Source organism: Vibrio vulnificus NBRC 15645 = ATCC 27562 (assembly GCF_002224265.1).
GTDB lineage: Bacteria > Pseudomonadota > Gammaproteobacteria > Enterobacterales > Vibrionaceae > Vibrio > Vibrio vulnificus.
The window spans coordinates 897,975-919,755 of the sequence record NZ_CP012882.1; the positions used below are offsets into that span (position 1 = coordinate 897,975).

At 45.4% G+C, this 21,781-nt stretch carries 18 protein-coding genes and 2 pseudogenes; 14 read left to right on the forward strand and 6 right to left on the reverse strand.

The genetic code is table 11. The features are described 5' to 3' along the window. Nucleotides 1-1,329 (reverse strand): MATE family efflux transporter, encoded by a 1,329-nt coding sequence (locus AOT11_RS19605; protein WP_017421637.1) that lies wholly within the window; start codon nucleotides 1,327-1,329, stop codon nucleotides 1-3. A gap of 148 nt (nucleotides 1,330-1,477) precedes the next feature. After that, nucleotides 1,478-1,813: pseudogene (locus tag AOT11_RS19610) on the reverse strand (IS4 family transposase); the annotation flags it as partial. Between the two features lie 59 nt (nucleotides 1,814-1,872). Between AOT11_RS19610 and AOT11_RS19615 the strand changes: the two are divergent. After that, nucleotides 1,873-2,517: an alanine--tRNA ligase-related protein gene (locus tag AOT11_RS19615; RefSeq protein ID WP_017421639.1), complete on the forward strand. Its 645-nt coding sequence runs from the start codon at nucleotides 1,873-1,875 to the stop codon at nucleotides 2,515-2,517. A gap of 144 nt (nucleotides 2,518-2,661) precedes the next feature. After that, on the forward strand, nucleotides 2,662-3,081 hold the full coding sequence (locus AOT11_RS19620) for a cupin domain-containing protein (protein WP_017421640.1): 420 nt from the start codon (nucleotides 2,662-2,664) through the stop codon (nucleotides 3,079-3,081). A gap of 105 nt (nucleotides 3,082-3,186) precedes the next feature. On the opposite strand, the gene AOT11_RS19625 is transcribed toward AOT11_RS19620, so the two are convergent. The 3 genes from AOT11_RS19625 to AOT11_RS19635 are packed head-to-tail and all read right to left on the reverse strand — an operon-like array spanning nucleotide 3,187 to nucleotide 5,476. Then, nucleotides 3,187-3,537, reverse strand: coding sequence for a DUF2799 domain-containing protein (locus AOT11_RS19625; protein WP_017421641.1), 351 nt, complete (start codon nucleotides 3,535-3,537; stop codon nucleotides 3,187-3,189). Nucleotides 3,538-3,552: 15 nt separating this feature from the next. Further along, nucleotides 3,553-4,455 carry an ROK family protein gene (locus AOT11_RS19630; RefSeq protein ID WP_017421642.1) on the reverse strand — a complete coding sequence of 301 codons (903 nt, stop codon included), beginning with the start codon at nucleotides 4,453-4,455 and terminating at the stop codon, nucleotides 3,553-3,555. 10 nt (nucleotides 4,456-4,465) lie between these two features. Then, entirely contained in the window at nucleotides 4,466-5,476 is a 1,011-nt protein-coding gene (locus AOT11_RS19635; RefSeq protein ID WP_017421643.1) for a hypothetical protein, read from the reverse strand. 529 nt (nucleotides 5,477-6,005) lie between these two features. Between AOT11_RS19635 and AOT11_RS19640 the strand changes: the two genes are divergently transcribed. The 11 genes and pseudogenes from AOT11_RS19640 (at nucleotide 6,006) to AOT11_RS19690 (ending at nucleotide 20,887) form a co-directional block, all read left to right on the forward strand. Then, a complete protein-coding gene (locus AOT11_RS19640; protein WP_017421644.1) occupies nucleotides 6,006-6,695 on the forward strand; it encodes an N-acetylmannosamine-6-phosphate 2-epimerase in 690 nt (229 codons plus the stop codon). Then, nucleotides 6,695-7,630, forward strand: a complete 936-nt coding sequence (locus AOT11_RS19645) for an ROK family protein (protein WP_017421645.1) — start codon at nucleotides 6,695-6,697, stop codon at nucleotides 7,628-7,630. Before AOT11_RS19640 ends, AOT11_RS19645 begins: the two co-directional genes overlap by 1 nt. Before the next feature lie 31 nt (nucleotides 7,631-7,661). Then, the gene (locus tag AOT11_RS19650; RefSeq protein WP_080581978.1) at nucleotides 7,662-10,187 is read left to right on the forward strand and encodes a glycoside hydrolase family 38 N-terminal domain-containing protein; all 2,526 of its coding nucleotides are present in this window, start codon (nucleotides 7,662-7,664) and stop codon (nucleotides 10,185-10,187) included. A gap of 68 nt (nucleotides 10,188-10,255) precedes the next feature. Further along, complete coding sequence (locus AOT11_RS19655) at nucleotides 10,256-11,626, forward strand: V-type ATP synthase subunit I domain-containing protein (RefSeq protein WP_005442946.1); 1,371 nt, start codon at nucleotides 10,256-10,258, stop codon at nucleotides 11,624-11,626. A gap of 57 nt (nucleotides 11,627-11,683) precedes the next feature. Then, a complete protein-coding gene (locus AOT11_RS19660) occupies nucleotides 11,684-13,810 on the forward strand; it encodes a hydantoinase/oxoprolinase family protein (RefSeq protein ID WP_223848377.1) in 2,127 nt (708 codons plus the stop codon). 15 nt (nucleotides 13,811-13,825) lie between these two features. Further along, on the forward strand, nucleotides 13,826-14,410 hold the full coding sequence (locus tag AOT11_RS19665) for a hypothetical protein (RefSeq protein ID WP_017421648.1): 585 nt from the start codon (nucleotides 13,826-13,828) through the stop codon (nucleotides 14,408-14,410). After that, nucleotides 14,397-15,737, forward strand: a complete 1,341-nt coding sequence (locus AOT11_RS19670; protein WP_017421649.1) for an FAD-dependent oxidoreductase — start codon at nucleotides 14,397-14,399, stop codon at nucleotides 15,735-15,737. The genes AOT11_RS19665 and AOT11_RS19670 overlap by 14 nt, the downstream gene beginning before the upstream one ends. Then, a complete protein-coding gene (locus tag AOT11_RS19675; RefSeq protein WP_017421650.1) occupies nucleotides 15,738-17,252 on the forward strand; it encodes a DUF4127 family protein in 1,515 nt (504 codons plus the stop codon). Beyond that, nucleotides 17,245-17,997: a MurR/RpiR family transcriptional regulator gene (locus tag AOT11_RS19680; RefSeq protein ID WP_017421651.1), complete on the forward strand. Its 753-nt coding sequence runs from the start codon at nucleotides 17,245-17,247 to the stop codon at nucleotides 17,995-17,997. Before AOT11_RS19675 ends, AOT11_RS19680 begins: the two co-directional genes overlap by 8 nt. Before the next feature lie 227 nt (nucleotides 17,998-18,224). Continuing rightward, nucleotides 18,225-19,436, forward strand: a complete 1,212-nt coding sequence (gene manA / locus AOT11_RS19685; RefSeq protein ID WP_017421652.1) for a mannose-6-phosphate isomerase, class I — start codon at nucleotides 18,225-18,227, stop codon at nucleotides 19,434-19,436. A gap of 113 nt (nucleotides 19,437-19,549) precedes the next feature. Beyond that, nucleotides 19,550-20,887: pseudogene (locus AOT11_RS19690) on the forward strand (IS4 family transposase). A 50-nt stretch (nucleotides 20,888-20,937) separates the two neighbouring features. Here the strand turns inward: AOT11_RS19690 and AOT11_RS19695 are convergent. Further along, nucleotides 20,938-21,252 (reverse strand): DUF496 family protein, encoded by a 315-nt coding sequence (locus AOT11_RS19695; RefSeq protein ID WP_011081685.1) that lies wholly within the window; start codon nucleotides 21,250-21,252, stop codon nucleotides 20,938-20,940. A 269-nt stretch (nucleotides 21,253-21,521) separates the two neighbouring features. Here AOT11_RS19695 and AOT11_RS19700 point away from each other — a divergent pair, with 269 nt between their 5' ends. Next, the gene (locus AOT11_RS19700) at nucleotides 21,522-21,731 is read left to right on the forward strand and encodes a hypothetical protein (RefSeq protein WP_017421653.1); all 210 of its coding nucleotides are present in this window, start codon (nucleotides 21,522-21,524) and stop codon (nucleotides 21,729-21,731) included. Nucleotides 21,732-21,781 lie beyond the last annotated feature (50 nt).

Here is a 21,781-nt window from a genome sequence, read left to right on the forward strand (position 1 = left end):
TCAAGAGCGGAGTGATTCTAACTCGGCTAACTGATTGATGGCTGAGCGATACGTTAGCCATGCAACAAGCCCTGCCAAAACATTGCCAATCGCAGCGCCAATAAAGAGACCTTGGATTCCGCCTAGCTCTGCGCCTAACCAAAGCGCAGGAAGGAAAAAGGCAAATAAGCGCAATGCGGAAATACGCAGCGCAGTGTAGGAGCGTCCTAGCGCGTTGCAAATAGAAACCATCAACATGCAGATGCCCAAAGCTCCAAGGCTGATAGGGATAATGGTCAGATGAAGATTGAGGATCTCTTCAACTTGGTTATCGCTGGTCATCAAAGAAGACAACCAAGCAGACACGAATAGACTGATAATGGCTAAGCTGGTTTGAAAAAACAGAATAAAGCGACAAGCAATGGAGACCAAGCTACGAATATCTGCAAAGTTCTTTGCACCGAGAAGTCGGCCGATCATTGGAGGCATGGACATCGTTAGGGCCAATACGGAGACCAGTGTGAAGAATTCAAAACGAGATCCTAGCGCCCATGATGCAATTGCGGCTGTGCCAAACCCCGCGATGAGTTTGGTCGCCAGCATCGAAGAGAGGGGTGGGAGCAACTGGCTGATCATCGCCGGTCCCATAATGTGGCCAACGGCTTTCACACTGTTAACGACATCCAGATCATGACGATCAAAGCTGACCCATGAGTGGCGATGCACTTTCGGAGCGACGATCATAATCCCGACACCAAAAGCCACAATGGTTGCCAGGGCGGCGCCATTGATACCGAGATCGAAAGTAAAAATAAAGAGTGGATCTAGAACTAGGTTTAAGCCGCTGGTGAGCATCATCATGGTGCCTGGCAGCATAGTGTTGCCATTCGAGCGGCAGATACTGTAGAAAAAATAGAGCATAGCGCCGACCCAAGCGCTGATAAGCCAATAGGGCCAATACGCGTCGATGACGGCATAGACACTTTCAGGTGCCCCAAGTAGGGACAAAATCACATGCCGTAAAAACCAGATGATCACACAGACCAGAGCGACCCCTACGGCACCAATGAGCAAAATAAGCCCTGCGAGTTGACGAGCGTACTGAAGTTTTTCCGCACCTAATGCTTTGGAGATGACGGCAGTCGTCGCAATACCTAAACCCACTTGAATACCGATGATGACCATCTGTAGCGGTAGGGTAAATCCTTGTGCGGCCAATGGAAGTATACCTAATTGCCCGATGAAGGCACTGTCAACCAATTGAAAGCTCATTAAAGAGAGCACACCAAATAACATTGGCCATGTCATGGTAAAAAGTTGGCGAGCGAGAGAAGTGTTAGAAGTTGTCATATCGAATGTTTGAATCAGAACCCATCGCTAGTCTAGCGCAAGACAAATTAATAACCTAATAGTTAGGAAAGGTATTCATTGGGGATGAATACCTTTTGGGGTAGCAAAACGCGACAAAGAAAAAGCCCCGCAAATGGCGCAATGTAGTTCACTTAAGCGGAGCTGCTTTGCGATTAACTGGGTAGCGAGTCTTTGACATTTTTACCGCCCTAGGCCGATTAGGCTTAGGGCGTTTGTCTATAAAGAGGATTGATAAGTCTCCCCTGAGACTCTTTAAACGCTTAGGTGTATTACCTAGCGACAACGCTTTACTCATCACTTTCAGTTGACTCGCTATAAACTGACAAGCGTATTTAAAGCTAATTTCATTCGGCATTCTTCCATGCTCAACTGCTGCCTGACTCGCTTCACGTCTTACTAAGTTATAACCAAGCAACAGCCCCCAGAGTTCTTGATAAACAAGGTCTACTGTTTTACTACGTATGCATTGATATAAAACTCACCTAAAGTAAGGCATCACCACGATAAATTGCAGGGAAGGCAATGACGCACAAAGTATTTTGGGATGACCCGTATCAAGTCGAGTTGGAATCTACCGTTTCTCGCGCAGACGGGCCTTGTATCGAGCTAGAAGAAACCATCTTTTACGCCGAGTCTGGAGGTCAAGAAAGCGATGCAGGCACCATCGGTGGTATCCAAGTGATAAAGGCTGAAAAGCAAGGTCTATCGATTGTTTACACTCTGGAACGTGAGCCAAAATTTCAAGCTGGCGCAGTCGTGACCACGCAGATTGATTGGGCGCGTCGTTATGCTCTGATGAAACTGCACTTTGCAGCGGAAGTGGTTCTTGAGGTCGTAACCCATCGTTTTCCTAAGATGACCAAAGTCGGTGCGCACATTTCTGCCGACAAAAGCCGGATTGATTTTGAGTGGCACGAGAGCGTTAAACCATTGCTGCCAGAGCTGCAACAACAAGCTCAAAGTGTGATCGATTCTCACGATGACATCATCAGTGACTTTTCTGATACCAGAGAACAGCGTCGCTACTGGAAAGTTGAGGGTTTTGCGCAAGTTCCGTGTGGTGGCACTCATTTAAAGAACACATCGGAAGTTGGGCGCATTCAACTTAAACGAAAGAACATCGGCAAAGGCAAAGAGCGTATCGAAATCAGCCTAGTAGAAGAGTGATGCTCGGCTCAACAACAGAGTCGGCTGTTGCATCATGATAATAGGCTTCGCTGTTTCGCTCACACTTCTTCTCATCCACTCGTCATCATCTTCCATCCTCTCTTACTGTTTAAACAAAGGTTATCAATAAACAAGGAGAGGATTTTGAAACCGATTCAAACCGCAGTGATTGCACTTTCATTGGTGTTTAGCTCTGTTTGGGCAGACACCCATTTGCCAGATTCAGTAGAGGCTGATGTAGTCCTAAAGACGACAACCAGTTGGGATGGCACTACGTTGCCAGAATACCCAAAAGGCCAACCGGAAGTCACCATTTTGAAAATTACTGTCCCGAAGGGCGTACAGCTTCCCATGCACCAACACCCGGTCATTAATGCAGGCATTGTGCTGAAAGGGGAAATCACAGTCACGAAAAAAGATGACGAGAAGATCGTACTGAAAGCCGGAGATGCAATTGCGGAAGTCGTCGACCAATGGCATTTTGGCGCAAATACGGGTGATGAGCCGGTAGAGATTTTGGTGTTTTACGCTGGAGTGAAAGATAAGCCGATAGCGGTGAAGTGAAGAACCGTGGTGAAATAAAGAGAGTAGGGCAAGGTGACTAAGCTTGCCCTGCCATCAACCCGCGGGAACTTAAGGTGCTAAATGATGGTGTTTGGTTTTCGAAGTCTACTCTGAGTCGAACTTCTCTTTCAGAGCTAGGTATTCCAATCTTCCTAGCTCATATTGCGTTTTAAAGTCTTGCGACACGTCGTCACAAATACCGTGATAGGTGTTGCCACGCATGCCTAGGTTGTAAGCATCTTGAGAACAGTAGGCTTTCTTGCCGATCTCATAGCCTTGCTTGTAGAGTGCAAAATCATCAGCGGAAATTTCGGAATCAGATAACATCACGTTACCTTTGTTTGCCTGCTCAAATCCGTATTTTTGCCAATTAGTAATTGTCGTTAAATCCACGGGTTCTGAAGCACAGCCCATCATTGCCGCGCCAGATACCAATAGTAGTAATTTAATTTTCATTGAATAATCCTTGTCTTATGAGGACAGGCCAAGAAACGCTGCGCCTTTCACTCCGCTGTCGTCACCCAGTTCCGCTTTTAGAATTGGCGTTTTGCAATAACCACCAAAAACGTACTGGGGCAGATAAGCCGGCAAATCATCATAAATAGATAGCACATTCGACATACCGCCACCGAGTACAATGGCTTGTGGGTCGAAAAAGTTGATAACCTGCGAGAGTGCACGGGCGAGTTGATCTAAGTAGAGCTCATAGTGGCGTTTTGCTGATTCGGAGTCACTTTTCAGTGCGATAATTTCTTGGCTGGTGAGGTTGGTCGCGTGCTTGTCGTTGTACTGTTTTGCAAAACCAGTCCCTGATAGGAATAGCTCATTGCACGCATCGCGACCACAGTAACAGTCTTCGGTTTTACCATCTTTCACTTCATCGTAAAAAGCGAGTTGATTGTGTCCCCATTCGCCAGCGACATTATTCGGCCCTTTTACTAACTGCTTATTGTAAACCACGCCACCACCACAGCCTGTACCTATAATGACACCGAATGCTGAGCCATGATTTTTTGCTGCACCGAAAAGTGCTTCGCTCAATGCAAAACAATCTGCGTCATTGGCAATATGTACCGTTGCCTTTAAATGCGCTTCCAAATCTTCTTTTAGAGCCTGTCCGTTTAATACCAAAATGTTGGAGTTCTTGATTTTTTGCGTACCTGGACAGATTGCACCGGGAAGTCCGATACCAATAGAAATCGATTCATCTGCACATGATGCTGCTTGCTCTATGATGGTGATAACGTGAGTTAAAAACGCGTCGTAATCACTCTTTATTGTGTTATGGCGTTGATAATAAAGCTGTTCTCCAGCTTCGTTAAACAACGCTGCGGCAATTTTGGTTCCACCGATATCTAAGCCTAGGTACTGCATAAACTGACTCCTATTTACCTAATGGGACATTAAATGTAAGGATTGCAATCGTCTCGCTACGACCATAGTCGCCACCCACATACATGCTGTCGTTGTAGTGGTAATCCCATAGATCTTGTCCCACCAAGCCTTTAATTGTGACGCCGTTTTCTAGCGTTTTGCTGTAGCTTGCCTCTAAACGTGTGTAGAACTCGACGAACTTATCGCGAAGTACTTCACTTGAATCGTCCATACCTAGATAAAACTCTAACTTGTTATGCCAAGTGACTTTGAATCCACCTTCTTTGTACAAGTCGAGCCACGTTTCGTTTTCTGAACCGTAATGGTATTTGATGCCGTCTTTAGCCATCGTATCTAGGTAGTTACGGAAACTAAAAATAGACGAAAATCGCTCATTCCACTGTGACACAAGGAAGAAGTTCATCACTTGCTGACGATGTCCGCGATAATGACCACCATTGTGGAACTTACTCGTTTCTCCCAGAACAATGTATTCAGTTAAAAGTGGACGGAAGTTAAGTGTGTGTCGACCATTATCCCAAGGCGTTAAACCCTCTGGGAATGAGGTCAGAAGATCGAACTGTAGATAGTAGTCGTTAGAGCTCCAGTTGAGGTCACCACTGGTGTTTTTGAAGTTCCAATCACCCTCCCAAGCTAAAGCTGGGCGGAACTTCCAATCACGGCCGAGGAACTTAATACCGTCGTAGTGAAAGCGTAAATGCGCCTCGTGATCCCAGTGATAACCGTTTTTAAACCATCCATCGCCATTGTCAGTGAAATAATCGATTCGACGTAAATCGAGCCAAAGATCACTGCCTTCGGTGAGTTGCAACATGCCTTGTAAGAGTTTCTTATTTACTTCGACTTCATCACGACTGAAAGGATTAGGAGCATTGTCGTAATCATACCGGAAGTGTCTGAATTCGGTTTCGTTTTGAATCCAGCCTCCGTCTGCCAAAGCTTGAGTAGAAACCACAGAACATAACGATAGAGTAAGTAGGGTAAGTGTTTTATTTCTCATTATTGTCTGATGTCCGTGAATGAATTTCGACACGGATTGTTGAATAAAAATTCTCCACAAAAGGGATTCACACAGAGAATATTTAGAGAAGGCGATTAAAGTCACTCAAAATCGACATTTCAATTCGATGAAATGTGGATGACATCACATTGGATATTTTGTGATCTTGGTTGGTTTTTGGGCTTGGTGGCTAATTTAATTATTAAAATACAGATAGATATAAAGAGTTGGAGGTCATTAGTAAAATCCATTCTGAGAGCGAATCAATTAGTTAACGAGGTATTTTCCATGTTCGATAAAACTCGATGTGATCTTGATCGTTCATAAACGACAAAACTATCAAAATAAAGAGATCGTGATCACATCAATGACAAAATTGGTCACCAAATGACGTTTGCTTGAAAAAAATAATTAATCTGACCTCAACGCAAAAACTTAAACATTTCAAAATTCCGAGCAATCTTTAACTTATTGAATTTCAATGTGTTAATGAGTGTAAGGTAATGTAACAAGGCTCGTTGAGGTCAATATGTTAGTGGCACTTAAAAGCGAACTTATCGCTTCAGTACAAGCATTACCGCATGAACCGTTATTTGGTTCAGACACCATCGTTAAGATGGCAAAAGCCGTTCTTGAAGGCGGAGCAAAAGCACTTCGTATTCAGTCAGTTAATGATATTAAAGCGGTAAAAGAAGCGTTTCCAACCGTCCCTGTGATTGGCTTAATCAAGCAAGATTACAGTGACTCTGAGATCTTTATTACTCCAACTGCAAAAGAGGTACAGGCAATCATCGATTCAGGTGCGGACATGATTGCTCTTGATATGACAGGTCGATCTCGCCCATTTGGTGAGTCTGTTGAAAGCCTGATTCAACAGATTCGCCGCACTTCTTGTTTAATCATGGCGGATATCGCGACATACGAACAGGGTATTGAAGCTGAAAAGCTCGGCGTTGATTGTGTGTCGACCACTTTATCAGGATATACGCCGGATACGGCACACCAAGGTGAAGCGCCGGATCTGCCTCTTATTCGTCGTTTGAGTCAATCACTGGCCATTCCGGTCATTGCAGAAGGTCGAATTTCGACACCTTTACATGTTTCCCAAGCGATGGCTGCGGGTGCATGGACTGTCGTAGTTGGCTCTGCAATAACGCGTCCGCAATTGATCACACAAAAGTTTGCGCAAGCAATTCAAGCAGAGAAGGAGCTGACCTGATGACAGAACTCGCGCTTGGTTTGGATTTAGGTGGTACGAAGATCCGCGCAGGTCTTGTGGATAGTGAAGGGAAGCTCATCGTAGCAAACACCTCAGCGACCAACATTCGTGAAGGTCGAGAAGGAATTATGAATAGCATCATCTCGGCGATTGTGCCTTTGCTTACACGCGCTCGTCGAGAAAAGAAGTTACTACTTGGCATCGGCGTCTCGGCTGCGGGTGTGATTAACGTTCGCTCTGGCTCGGTGTTGGATGCAACAGACAGCTTGCCGAATTGGAAGGGGACGCGTCTGGGTTACTTGCTAGAGGAAGAATTCGGCATTTATGTGGGTACGGATAACGACGTGAACTGCGCTCTTTTAGGCGAGCAATGGCTAGGCGGAGCTGAAAGCTACAACAGTGTTGTGATGCTCACTCTTGGGACCGGTCTGGGCGGAGCAATGCTAACCAATGGTCAAATGCTCCACGGTTCAAGTTACTTAGCGGGTCACTGGGGACGAATGGAAGTTCCTCATCCTTACCGACCACAAATGAACGTGCCGTTGGAATCGCTGCTATCAGGAACGGGGTTACGCGAAACGCTGTTGTTCCAATTACCGGAAACGGAGCATAAAAGATACCCAGATGGTTTGAGTGTTATGCAAGCGTATTCCGAGAGAGATCCAAAAGTGATAGCAACGGTGGAAGATTTCATGCGCTTACTATCACGAACCATCAGCAACATTCGTTGGACGATGGATCCGCAGTTGGTTCTGCTCGGAGGCGGAATGATTAACTCGCGTGAATACTGGTGGGAATTGATGAACCAGTACCTCAAAGAAATGGGTGTGATGACCCCGGTGCGACCAGCCACATTAGGTAATGACGCTGGTATGTATGGCGCTGCAAAAATGGTGTTCAACCATTTTGAAGAACTAAAACAACAACGTGACTAAAGCGGAATGCTGCTTTTAAAGGTCTGAAACTATGTCGAAAAAAATCTGTTCTGTTGTATTTCAAACTCACTGGGATCGTGAATGGTATTTACCATTTGAGACGTTCCGAGCAAGACTTATCCGTGTAATGGAGCGTGTTGTTGATGCGTTAGAAAAGCATGAACTTGAAAGCTTCTTATTTGATGGTCAAGTGGTCGCCGCTGAAGATCTATTGGAAGCTTGTGAACCAGAATTGGCAGAAAAACTCTATCGCCAGATGCAAGAAGGACGTTTGGTTCTGGGCCCATGGTATGTCATGGCCGATGAATTTTTGTGTAGCGGAGAGAGTTTAATCCGTAACCTAGAGATTGGGCGTAAACTGGCGAACTCGTTGGGCAATTATCAAAAGGTGGGGTATCTGCCAGATACGTTTGGCCATATCGGTCAGATGCCTCAACTATTAACTGGTTTCGATATTAACAACATCGTTTTGTGGCGAGGAATTGATGCGGACCAATCTGAACTGCGCTGGAAAGGTGCCGACGGCAGCGAGATTTTCACTCTCTTCCTGACTGAGGGTTATTACCAACACCCACTTAACACAGATGACTTCGCTACCAACATTGATGTGTACCTGAACAAGATCACTAAACGTGCAACAACGGACAACTTATTGTTGACGCAAGGTGGTGATCATCTGCGTCCAGCAAACGGCAACATGGCGGAGCGCGTTGCCGAGTTTAACCACTCTCGTAATGACATTGAGCTTAAACAGAGTGACTTGGCGACATACTTAACTACGCTGCAAAGCGAGGTTTCAAACGATTTACCCGTTGTGAAAGGCGAGCTTCGTGGAAATGACCGCGCATTTGTTTTACCTGACGTGCTTTCCACACGTCGCTACCTAAAGCAGATGAACCAAGAAGCGGAAGACACATTGACTCGCAAAGTCGAGCCGTTACTCGCGATGTCGCCAGTTGAGCACTACCCAACTCGTTTTCTAGAACAAAGTTGGAAAACACTGCTTACCCAGCATGCTCACGATTCCATTTGTGGTTGTTCTGTTGATGAAGTGCATCGTGAGATGGTCACTCGTTACGAGAAACTTGCTCAACGTAGTCAAGCCATGATGGACATGGCATTGCTTTCACTAGGCTGCACAAATGATGAGATGAGCGCATCAAACGAAGTAAATCCGTTCGCTGACCACACTCAATTCTCTATCTTCAACCCTAATCCAAAAGACTTTAATGGTTGGGTGACTGAGCGAGTGTTCTTGAAAGGTGAGGAAGCGTTCGGCTTACAGCTTGTTCTGGAAAATGGCGAGTTGATCGAACCGGTGATCACCAAAGCTGAACCGGGTTTTAGCTTTACGTCACCAATTGATGATTTCCCTGATCGAATTGAAGGCGTTTGGTACAACATTGCTTTCCAGACGGAAATTGAAGGCCTGTCTTTTAAAGCGTTCACAATAGGAAAGTTAGCGACTTCAGAGCCTCTGGTGACCAGTACAATTCGCACTATCGCTAATGATATTTATCGTGTCGATTGGCATGAGGATGCAACCTTCATCGTTACCGATTTACGTACTCAGCAAGTATTCGATGGACTAGGCAGAATCGAATCTTCTCTAGACTGTGGTGATAGCTACAACTTTGCTCCGGCGATGAATGATCGCTTTAGCATTGCTCGCACAGTAGGAGAGGTTCAAACGCGCAATCATTCTAACTACTCAGAGATGAGCGCAAACATCGAGCTTGTTCAGCCTGCTTCCTTATCGAACGACAGAAGAAGCGCAAGTGGTGACAATGTCACGAGCTTTGGTGTGTTGACGATTAAGCTGTACCAAGATTCAGATTTTATCGATATCGACTTGAAGTGGCACAACCAAGCGAAAGATCAGCGCCTATCTATCCATTTCCCGACGGGCGTGACACTAACGGAAACCCAAGCAGACAGTGCGTTTGAAGTCGTCAGTCGCCCAGTTGTTTACCAAGACAATCAACAAGTCCTAGCGAACAAAGAAGCGAAAGTGTCAGTTAACCCAAGCCAATCTTTTGTTGCTGGTGGCGACTTGCAAATTACTCACGCTGGTGTCCCTGAATATCGAGTAGTTAAAGGCCGCAGTGACGAAATCGCACTAACGCTGTTACGCAGTGTTGGTTGGTTATCACGTCGTGATTTTTCTACTCGCGGTAATGGCGCAGGTCCGGATTTACCAACACCAGAAGCGCAATGCTTAGGTGAGCATCAATATCAACTTCGCTTGCACCTTGGTCAAGAGTCCTCAGAGGTTCAATGCCAACGAGCAGAGCAAGTTCGATATGCGCCATTTATGGTGAAAGGTCACAGCGACAAGTGGTGTAAGCCGGTCCGTTTAGACAACGCTTCTCTGCAAGTTTCTTGTGTGCGCCGAATAAAAGGTGAGCTAGAGATTCGCGTCTGGAACCCTTCAGCACAGTCACAACCGATTGTAATTTCTGAGCAATATCGCGTGGTGAATTTCATTGGTGACGAGCAAGCGTACCAATCGAATATCGAACCGAATCAGATTTTAACTTTGCGTCTACCTGCGTAGTAGAGGCTCCAATACAACACGCCGGAGCGTGCTCTGGCCTCATAACCCTACACATATCGAGAATAACCATGACGAATATAGAAATTCTTCGTTTACTGCTTATTTCTGGCGTACTGATATTTTTCGTTTACGCCATGATCACTAAGCGTATCTCCACTCTGATTGCACTGCCAATTATGGGTGTTTTAACCGCTGTAATTGCAAGTGTTGGCGAGCTGCCTTTATTAGGTTTGTTTGCCCATGAGAATGCGAACGGTGAAGAAGTACAAGGCATCATGAACAGCGTACTTGGCGACGGTGCTCGCATGATGGCATCTACCATCGCGGCAACCATTTTTGGTGGTGCGTTTGCAGTGCTTTTACGACGTGTCGGCATCGCAGAAGCCATTATCAAGAAAGCCGCAGAACTAGCGGGTGACCGTGTTCGAGTGATTGCCTTTATCTTTTACGTTGCCACTATGGTGATCTTCTCAGCGATTGGTGGCTTAGGTGCGGTAATACTGATTGGTTCAGTGGCACTGCCTATCATGATGACGGCCGGTATTTCTGGTGTCGTTTCGGGCGCGATTATCCTGCTTGGTCTGACAACGGGTGGGGTGATGAACCCTGCTGGTTTTGCCTTCTTCGCGACCATCCTTGAACCAGTTATTGAAGGTGGCTATGAGGCGGCGTATGAAATTGTGGCGCGCATGGCAATCACACTATTCATCATCTCGTTCTTAGTGTCAGTTGTTTACATCATGCTGAACGTGAAGAACAACCAACGCAGCGCATGGCACGCAAGAAAAACGCAATCGGCTTACGAGCTAAGTAACTGGGCGCTAATTGCTCCGATTATCCCGGTACTGCTTGTTTTAAGTTCTATCTATGTGATGCCACAAGTGATCACGGCGGAACTGGCCATCATTGCTGGCATCATCTACACGGTTTACGTTTGTAAAATCAAAGATAAAGTGAACGCGATTGCTCAATCGTTCGTGCAAGGTACACAAGAAGTCGCGGGCGCAATCGTTCTGCTTATTGGTCTAGGCATTCTGATTCGCGGTGTTCAGTTCTACACAGTAACGCCGGTTATTGCGCCTGCGATTGAAATGCTGGTTTCCATGCTACAAAGCCCAATGACTTATGTAATCGGCTTCACTCTAGCGACTCCACTTGTTCTGTACCGTGGTCCTCTTAATTCTTGGGGGATCGGTGGTTCACTTCCGGCTATCTTTGCAACCGCAGGTTTCTCTCCAATTGCCGTAGTTTGGGTACTTCGCTCTACGGGTATGATGCAAGGCTTTGGTGACCCAACAAACTCTCAAAATATCTGGATTGCCGACTTTGTGCAGGTGGACCCGAACGACATCACGAAGAGCTTATTCTGGGTCGGCCTTATCATTACGTTCATCGCACTTGGCTACGCCATTTTAGTTGACCAAATCCCATTGATTTAACCACGGAGGGTGGGGCAACCCACCCAAATGAAACAAGCGAAAAACAGGTACAAAGTTATGCGTAAAGTACGAATTGGTATTGATGTTGGCGGTACGTTTACTGACGCCGTGGTTATCGATAACACAACGGGTGAAGTGATTGCTAAGGCGAAAAAGCCAACCACTCACCATCACAAAGATGGCGTTGCACAAGGCATCGTGGAAATCATTAACGAAGTGTTGGACAACAACGGTATTTCTCCAGAGCAAGTGGTGTTCATTGCACACGGCACTACTCAAGCAACCAACGCGTTGCTAGAGGGTGATGTAGCGAAAGTTGGCATTATCGGCATGGGTAAGAGTAAAGCTGCGTTAAATGAGCTGGATGTCAAAGACATCGAGCTTGCGCCAGGTAAGTTCCTACAAACCGAGTTTATCTACTTTGACGTTGATGAAATCAACCAAGAAAAAGCAGACAGTGCGATTGATGAACTTGTTGCTAAAGGTTGTGATGTTATCGTCGCGTCAGAAGCTTACGCCGTGGATGACCCACATCTAGAAAAACTGGTAACAGCTCTAGCGAAAGAGAAAGGTCTGTACGCAACAAGTGGGCACGAAATCTCCCAGTTATACGGCCTAAGAATGCGCACTCGTACTGCTGTTGTTAACGCGTCATTGATTCCAAAGATGATCGAAACCGCGAACATGACAGAACAAGTCGTGAAAAAAGTCGGCATCCCTTCAGAGCTGATGATCATGCGCGCCGATGGCGGTGTGATGTCGGTAAATGAAGTACGCCAACGTCCAATCTTGACCATGCTGTCTGGCTTGGCAGCGGGTGTTGCGGGCGCATTGATGTACGAAAAAATCTCTGACGGTGTGTTCTTCGAGGTCGGTGGTACGTCGATTGATATCTCGGTTATCAAAGACGGCAAAGTTATCGTTAACAACGCGCAAGTCGGTAAGCACAAGACTTACTTGAAGGCACTGGATGTACGTACACTGGGTATTGCTGGTGGCTCGATGATCCGCGTCGGTGATGGAAAGATCATTGATGTTGGCCCACGTTCTGCGCACTTAGCTGACAAGCATTATGAGTGTTTTGTGGACGCGCCAGTGACTAATGCGAAGCTTCTACAAATCACACCAATGAAAGGTGATAGCCCTGATCATGCCATCATTACTTCCGACCAAGGTGAATATGCGTACACACTGGCGGGGGCGGCGAATATCCTAGGTTATGTGCCAGAAGACGACTACGCACATGCGAATGTTGAGGCGGCTCGTGTCGCATGGAAGCCACTGGCTGAATACTGTGGCAAAACCGTTGAAGAGGTTGCACGCGACGTGATGGACATTGCGTGTGAAAAAATCTGGAACATTGTCGAACCAATGATCAAAGAGTACGAAGTTAATCCTGAGTACATTGAATTTGTTGGCGGTGGCGGTAGTGCGGCGATTACGACTTTTGCGCTTGGTGAGAAGTACGGATTCAAATCGAAAACGGCAAAAAATGCGCCATACATTTCAACCATTGGTGTTGCGATGGCGATGGTTCGTGAGCAAATTGAACGTTCTGTCGTAGATCCATCCGCTTCTGATATTCAAAAAATTCGTTCCGACATCATGGACCAAATTGTTGCTCAAGGTGCAAAGGAAGAAAGTGTTGAGATTGCCATCGAAGTGGATAAGCAACGCAACATCTTAATCGCGACGGCGACAGGTGCAACGGAGTTTAGCAACAATTCGTCGCAAGATAAGTTGAGTGAGCAAGACATCATCACCAAAGTTGGCGATGTGTTCTCTGTTGAAAAATCGGCGGTGGAAGCCAAAGACGCAGTAGGTGCATTCCAAATCGTTAAAGCACGTAAAGAAAGCCGCAAGTTCTTCAACTTATTGAAGAAAGAAGAAGACCACTTCGCTGTCGTGAAATCAGACGGAATGATCCCTCTTAAAATCAAAAACGCACATCACATCAAAGTTCCACGTAGTGGCTATGGTGAAGCGATGAAGAGTTTGGTGAGTGAATTGTCTTCGTACTCTGATGCGGGTCAGTCGATTCCGAAAGTGTTCGCGTTTACGGGCTCTCGAATGTTTGATTACTCAGGTTTGTTCAGTTCAGAGCAATTGACCTCAATGATCGCGATGGATCTTGACCATCTCGATGCTGAGCAAGAAGTGTTGCTAGTTGCAGCTAAAAAATAACCAAGTGAGGTCACAATGAAGAGCGATATTGAATACGCAAAGATGCAACTGAGCCTAGACAAGTACTTTGGCAAGATTCCTTCGGACATGCATTCGGACATTATCGAGGGCGGTTTACAGCTAGGTGAACGCGTAGCGAAAGAGTATCGCTCTGTCGACCTCAAACAAGCTTTTATTGAAGCGGGCTACCGTATTGAATACACCAACAATGCCAAGCAAGTGTTGAGTCAAGGTTTGCTAATGCGAGCAGAGATCATTGAAGACAACCTTGGTAAGAGAGTGCTGATTTACAAAGATAGCATTGAACAAGCGTTAACAGACTTGAGGCAACAAGGAATCAACTCATCGACATCTCAGATTGAACAACTCTATTTAGCGCATGAGTTCTTTCATTTACTTGAGATAGATGAGCATATCCAAGATGAAGTGCTATCGCTCAAAGTTGAGCGACTCAAAGTCTTAGGAAAAACCTTCTATGGACGACTGCAGTCTCCTTCGGAAATTGCTTCGAATCGCTTTGCTCAGTTGGTATGTGAATGCGAGTTTAACCCGCTTTTGATTGACGAATTATTTATCGGAGGTTGTGATGACTCCAACTAAAACTTATTCAGATTACGATGTTGTAGTGGTCGGTGGTGGCACATCTGGTGTTGCAGCGGCGCTGTCAGCGGCAAGACAGGGCTTGAAGGTTGCCTTGCTAGAAAAGCGCATCGCACTTACTGGCACGCAAGCCAACGCGATGGTCACACCGTTTATGCCTTCTCATGTCCATGGTTCACAAACTGCTGATCTATTGACAGAACGCTATCATCAAATGATGGAAGGGAAAGGCAGGTTAACACTTCCTGGAAAAATGGAGCTTTACTCGCCAGAGTCTTTCAAGTTACTCAATGACCAAGTACTACGTGAGTTTGGTGTAGAGATCTTTTACGACGCGACGTTGGTAAGCACAAAGACCGAACTAGGGAACATCGAATCCGTTACGGCTTTGATTTTTGATGATTTCTACGCATTTGAAGCGAAACACTTTATCGATGCTTCGGGTGATGCGCTACTTTCACGTTTTGCAGGTGCGAAGACAGAGAAGGGCGATAAAGATGGCACTCGCCAATCGGTATCCTTCCGCTTTGAAGTAACGAATATTGACTTCGCTCGTCTGCGTCATTATCTGAAAGAGGCCAATTACAGCTTCTGTGACCCAAGCGACGCCACGTTTATGGAGTTCGTCCATGTTCCGGGTGTTGCTGCGTGTGGGGCTTTATTAGACGTCTTCCAAACGGCGATTGAAGCGGGTGAGATGACACCAGAGATCGCTCGATACATTCAAGGTTTCTCAATGCCGGGTAAGCCAAACACTTTGTCATTTAATAACCCGCAAATGCCAAACCTTGGCAATATTGAGGATCCTAAAACGTTTTCTGAATACGTCCGTTATGGTCGTGGCATGCAGCATCAGTTGTTAGCGTTTTTAAATCGACATATCCCGGGTTTCGAGGATGCTTTCATCTCTCAAGAAGCCAACATGTTAGGTGTCCGCGAATCAAACCGTGTGATGGGTAAATACATTATGACGGGTAGCGATTATGCCGCTCGACGTAAGTTTGAAGATGGCGTTGCGCGTGGAGATTGGTACATCGACATCCATAGCGATGATCTTGAAGTCGAAGATGAATCGTTCAAAAAGAAATACGACAAGGGTGAGTACTACGAAATCCCATATCGTTCGTTGGTTTGTGCAGAAGTAAGCAATTTGATTTTTGTTGGTCGCATCATCTCTTGTGATTTCAAGATGCAATCCAGCATTCGAATTCAGCATACGTGCCGAGATATGGGGGATGCAGCAGGGCGAGCATGCGCATTGGCTAAGCAGCTTAATGTGGCGTTAAACGCTTTAGATGGCTCACTATTAAAACAGGGGGCATGCTAAATGAAGACCTTGTTTATTCCTTTAGATGAGCGTCCGTGCAACTACCTCTATCCGCAGTACATTGCCGAGACATCAGACATTGAACTGATTACACCGAGCATGGAGCAATTGAGCTGCAAAAAACAAGCGGCGAACACAGATGCTTTGTGGAACTTCATGTTTGAAAACATTGAAGGGGCAGACAACGTCGTATTGTCGATGGACATGATGATGTATGGCGGTCTGATCCCTTCAAGACTTCATTATCTAGCGATGGAAGATGTTGCTCGCTTTGAAGATAACCTTCGCAAGCTAAAGCGCATCAATCCATCAGCAAAGATTTATGCTTATAACTGCATTATGCGCTGTCCTAGTTACAGCAGCAGTGATGAAGAGCCGGAGTATTACGATCAATATGGTCATGAAATTTTCCGTCGCAAGTACCTACAAGATAAGCAAGAACGTGAAGAGTTGTCTGAAGAAGAACAAGCAGACTTAGCCCCTTTGGAGCACTTCGTTCCCGCTGATATCCTGACTGATTTTGAATCTCGTAGAGCATTCAATTTACAGGTGAACTTGGTTGTCGCACAGTTAGTGAAAGAAAAGGTACTCGACTTTTTAGTGATTCCGCAAGATGACTCAAGCCCGTTTGGTTATACGGCAATTGACCAACAGAAAGTGATTGCGTTTATAGAGCAAGAGTCTCTGTCCTTCGATATTGCGATTTATCCTGGCGCGGATGAAGTTGGCGTGACGTTATTGTCTCGTGCTTACAACGAATTCAAACAGCGTAAACCGAAGATTTATCCTTTCTATGCATCGACACTAGGCCCTCAGATCGTTCCTTTGTATGAAGATCGTCCGATGAACGAGTCAGTGAAATCTCATATCCGAGCGGCTGGTGGCATATGGTGCGACAACAGTGCAGAAGCAGACTATGTGCTTGCGATTAACTCGCCGGGCAAGTTCATGCAAGAAGCGGCGAAACAGTCCCAGAAAGATCTCACTTACAGCTCTGGACGAAACCTTTCTGATTTTGCACTACGAATCAGTGAGTACATTGAATCTGGAAAGCCGGTCATGGTGGCTGACTGCGCCTTTGCTAACGGTGGCGACCTAGAGCTGGTGAGTTTTCTCGATAAGCTTCAAGTGCTTGATAAACTTGTCTCTTACAAAGGCTGGAACACCAACTGTAATACGCTCGGAACGACATTAGGGGCAGGCATGATTGCCGATGTTTTGAATGCCGCCACGGTAAGAAACCTCTGTTATCACGTGCTTGAGGATGCATGCTACCAGTCAGCTGTGCGAAGCCAATTATTGGAAAAATACTTCGGTGACGCAGCGTTTGGTCACACCAACTATGCAGATCAAGAGGTCGAGCAAGCTATGGTATTTGCTCAGCAAGCATTACAAGCGCAATACCAACGTCTTACTGCAAACTCATTACCGCAAGACATTGAACTAACGGCATTTTCACCTTGGCAACGCACCTTTGAAATTGGTTTGAATTTAAAGGTGAATCGTGATGCATGAATCCACGCCACTGCTTGCTACGTTACGTTTAATTAAGCCGGGTTTGAGCCCAGCATTGACTCAACTTGCGGAATTTATCGAAGACAACTTGTCATCAGTATCAAGAATGACAGTCACAGAGCTTGCGGAAGTTGCAGATGTTAGCGTTTCTAGTGTTAGCCGTTTAAGCCGCGAATTGGGCTACCGCAATTACGGTGACTTTAAGATGGCTGCTCACTCTTCTATTTCCTTTGTTCCCAATGTGAACAGTGGGGCAGAAGTCGATGTGTTAGATGAAGCTGAGCAGTTGTTCTCTCTCACTAAAGATCTATTGCGTGACTTTAACTTTGATGAGTTTGGAGCATATTTGCGTCGTAGCAAAGGCGTGTTCGTGGCTGGTGAAAATACATCGTTAACTCAACTGTTTACCGATGCTTGTCTAAATCACGGTAAACGCGTCGTGCCTTTAACAAGCACCGCGCACTGTGAAGCAATTCAGCCAGAGGTTACGTACAAAGACATCTTTATGTTCATCTCCGATTGTCCGCCTAGTGCAGAATGGCTATCGGTACTCCAAGGTCTATCGCAAAGTGATTGCGTAACCATTGCTGTCTCTCCGATAGTGCCCGAAGCACTTGGCCAAACGTATCTGGATTATTGGGTTCCTATTATCGGTGAAGGGAGTTCAACCTTTTCCAGAATCAACACATTACTGACGTTAGAAGTGCTTACTCAGCAACTCAACCTAGATACCAACGTCAACTAATCACGGAGCGTTGTAGCCATTGTCGTTACGGCGCTCGTATTTACAACACTGGCACGCTGGCTTCTTCTCGCTAAGTCTCAGTTAAATAGTTCGGATTGATGATTAAAACCTATCGCCTTCAGCAAAGAAGGTGAGGGACTTTTGCATCCTGAGTTTGGCTCGTCACCTATTTAATGACGCTAGAAGCGAAGTTTTAGCGACTCAGATTCTCTGTGCAGGAACAAGAAATGGCGCAAACCGTAATAACGAAATCGAGATTCTTCAAACTCAAAAATACGATTCAGAACTACGTTTGGGGAAGCCCAACACTCTTACCTCAATTGTTCTCTTTCAATAATGATAAATCTATCTCTATTGCTGAGCTTTGGATGGGAGCAAACTCGGGAGGATGCTCATTAGCTCTGATAGATGATCATGACGTGCTGCTTTCTGACTTGATTGAACAAGATAAGTCCTCATTCCTATCAGAAAAAACAGCCTTAGAGTTTGGTGAACTCCCATACTTGTTAAAAGTGCTGACAGCAGAACGTGCGTTATCCATTCAAGTTCACCCAGATAAACCCTCAGCTCAAATCGGTTATCAGCGTGAGCAAGAAGCAGGTATCAAGCTGAGTGACTTCAATCGAAACTATAAAGATCCAAACCACAAACCGGAGCTTGTTTATGCGCTTGGTAACTTTCAGGCGATGAACGGCTTTCGCCAGTACAAAGAGATTCTAACTTTGTTCACTCGCGTCGATGTTTCTGTCTTACGCGACTTGATGTTAGCCTTTGAAAAAAATCAAACTGCACAAGGGCTTGAGGCTTTTTTTGTTGCACTGCTGCAGTTGGAAAATGACCAGAAACAACAGGCCATCAGAGAACTTGCTCAAAAGTCAGAAAGCTTTATCGGCGAGGAAACGTTTGAGTTGGTTCTCTCTCTCATTGAGCAATACCCTGAAGATGTTGGTGTGTTCTCACCTTTGTTTTTAAATGTGATTACCTTACAGCCCGGTCAAAGTATGTACTTAACAGCAAGAACACCACATGCCTACATAAAGGGCGCTTGTATAGAGATCATGGCTAACTCAGATAATGTGCTGCGCGCGGGCCTTACCAGCAAGCATATCGACATCACTGAGTTAGTAAGCTGCACGAGTTTTGAACCGAAACCGTTTGATACTTTGTTGTTAGAGCCAGAGAAACATGAGGGGCGATCATACTACCCAGTCACTGTTGATGATTTTGCATTGGAAGTCATTGAGCAAGAAGCCCAAGAAGTCGCGATTGAAGTTTCCAGTGCTGAAATCATCTTGGCATTGGAGGGAGATACGGTGCTATGCGACAGTTCTGGGCAGGCTATAACCTTGCAACTTGGGGAGTCAGCGTTTGTTCCGGCGTACACGAAAAGTTATAAGATTCGCTCCAAAGGTAAAGTGATACGAGCGTTTAACCGTTAGTTTGAACCAAAAAGCCCGAGCATAAACTCGCAATGTAGATCAGATAAGGACCGGTTGACCGATCCTTCTACTGAGAGATAATCGGAAGCCTGTATCTAAGCTTCCGATTTTTTATGTCTATCCAAAACTGTTTTGCCGATTTCCTCGAAGAAAATCCTGTTGATGTAGCTCAACTCACTACTTTCTCTGAACATATTCCAGATTAGTGGATTGTTAAGGCGGCCAGTCTTTCTGATAAAGCGACTATTCGTCGACGTCGATTACCAAGTGACATGGTCTTGTGGTTAATTGTCGGCATGACCTTCTTTCGTAATGAACCTATTGCCGAAGTTGCACGAAGAATGAATGTCTGTACGGATGGCTTAGCTGATGAAGAGTTATTAGCAAAAAGTGCTTTAACTCAGGCAAGACAACGTTTAGGTAGAGCAGCACCAGAGTGGTTGTTTAAACAATGTGGGCGGACGTGGGGTCTTGAACGATACCGTGATGATACGTGGCAAGGATTACAAGTTTTTGCTGTAGACGGAGCTCTTTTTCGAACCGCGGATACACCCGAACTTAGAGAGCACTTTGGTTCAGGTAATACCTCTAGCAACAGACAGACACCGCATCCAGTGCTAAGAGTTGTGACCATAATGAATGTCCGCTCTCATGTCATCGCTGATGCCGCCATAAGTCCCTATCGGCGTGGTGAAATCCCACTTGCTATGCCCTTCATCGACTCTTTGCCAGATAACTCTGTGACGTTACTAGATAAAGGGTTTTACGGTGCAGACTTACTTCTCTCTCTTCAAAATAGCGGTATTAATAGACATTGGTTGAGACCAGCAAGGAAGGGGTTGAAATACACTCTTTTAGATGAAGAAGAAAGTAATGACATGGTCATCGAAATGAACGTCTCACCGCAAGCTCGCAAAAAGAATCCTAGTTTACCTGAAAAATGGCAAGTCAGAGCGGTGACCTATGAAGTACAAGGTAAGCAGAAAACTGTTTTTACCTCCCTTCCTAGGACAAACTACGACGCGAAAGCGGTAGCTGAGCTTTATCACGAACGTTGGGAAATCGAATTAGGTTATCGTGATATCAAAAGCTCAATGCAACACAATGCCTTAGTATTACGTAGTAAAACAGTAGACCTTGCTTATCAAGAACTCTGGGGGCTGTTGCTTGGTTATAACTTAGTAAGACGTGAAGCGAGTCAGGCAGCAGTTGAGCATGGAAGAATGCCGAATGAAATTAGCTTTAAATACGCTTGTCAGTTTATAGCGAGTCAACTGAAAGTGATGAGTAAAGCGTTGTCGCTAGGTAATACACCTAAGCGTTTAAAGAGTCTCAGGGGAGACTTATCAATCCTCTTTATAGACAAACGCCCTAAGCCTAATCGGCCTAGGGCGGTAAAAATGTCAAAGACTCGCTACCCAGTTAATCGCAAAGCAGCTCCGCTTAAGTGAACTACATTGCGCAAATGGCGAGGCTTAGATGTTATCGCTGAAGCGGTGGCTTATTTCTTGCCACTTGCTTGCTTGTCTTCTTCGGTTAGTTCGCGAATACGACGGCTGATGTCACGGCGTGCTTTAGAAATTTCTGCACTTTTGATGATGTGGTCATCAACGCGATCTTCGTAATCGGCTTTCATGTTTTTAATAATGGTCATGATCTCATCTTGAGACATGTTTGGCTTGATGTAGTCCAGTAGGTTCTCAAGTAGCTCAACACGCTTACGGTTATCGCGAACTTTCTTTTCATTGTCTAGTAGTTCACGTTTCAATTTGTTCTTGCGGCGCGCCTGAGAAACAATTTCAAATACGGTATTCATAGGTCCCTTACCTTCAATAAAAGTGAATGATAAATTGCAAAATAACTTCAGGATGCGTGTTTGATCATTCTTATCAGCATCTTGAAGTGACTCTCGAACATACCCTGCAGAGATTAAAGCACATCATACATACTCATAACAGTCTTTAGATCAATCGAATGCTTGTCTGGTCAAGAAAAAACCACTTCAAAGCAAGGCAATTGTCTTTCTGACCCATAAAGAGATATTATCTGCGCCAACTTAGTAAACCTGCATGATAGACAAGTAGTATGAAGTCCGATGGTTCCCAACTTGATGAGCAAATCTTCGATGAGCAAGTGCCCAAAGAGTGCCCCAAAACCAGCTTCAAGCTCAAATCTGCTTACATCGATGAACGAGTGAAGCTCGAAACCATCGAAGTCGAATTGAATCGTTCCAAAATTGTCGTTGTGGATGAAAACGGCAAATTGACCAAGTTCACTCTCATACCCGAGCATTAACCCGTTGCAATGTGGGGTTAGAAACGTGCTATGGTGAAGCAAGAAAATTT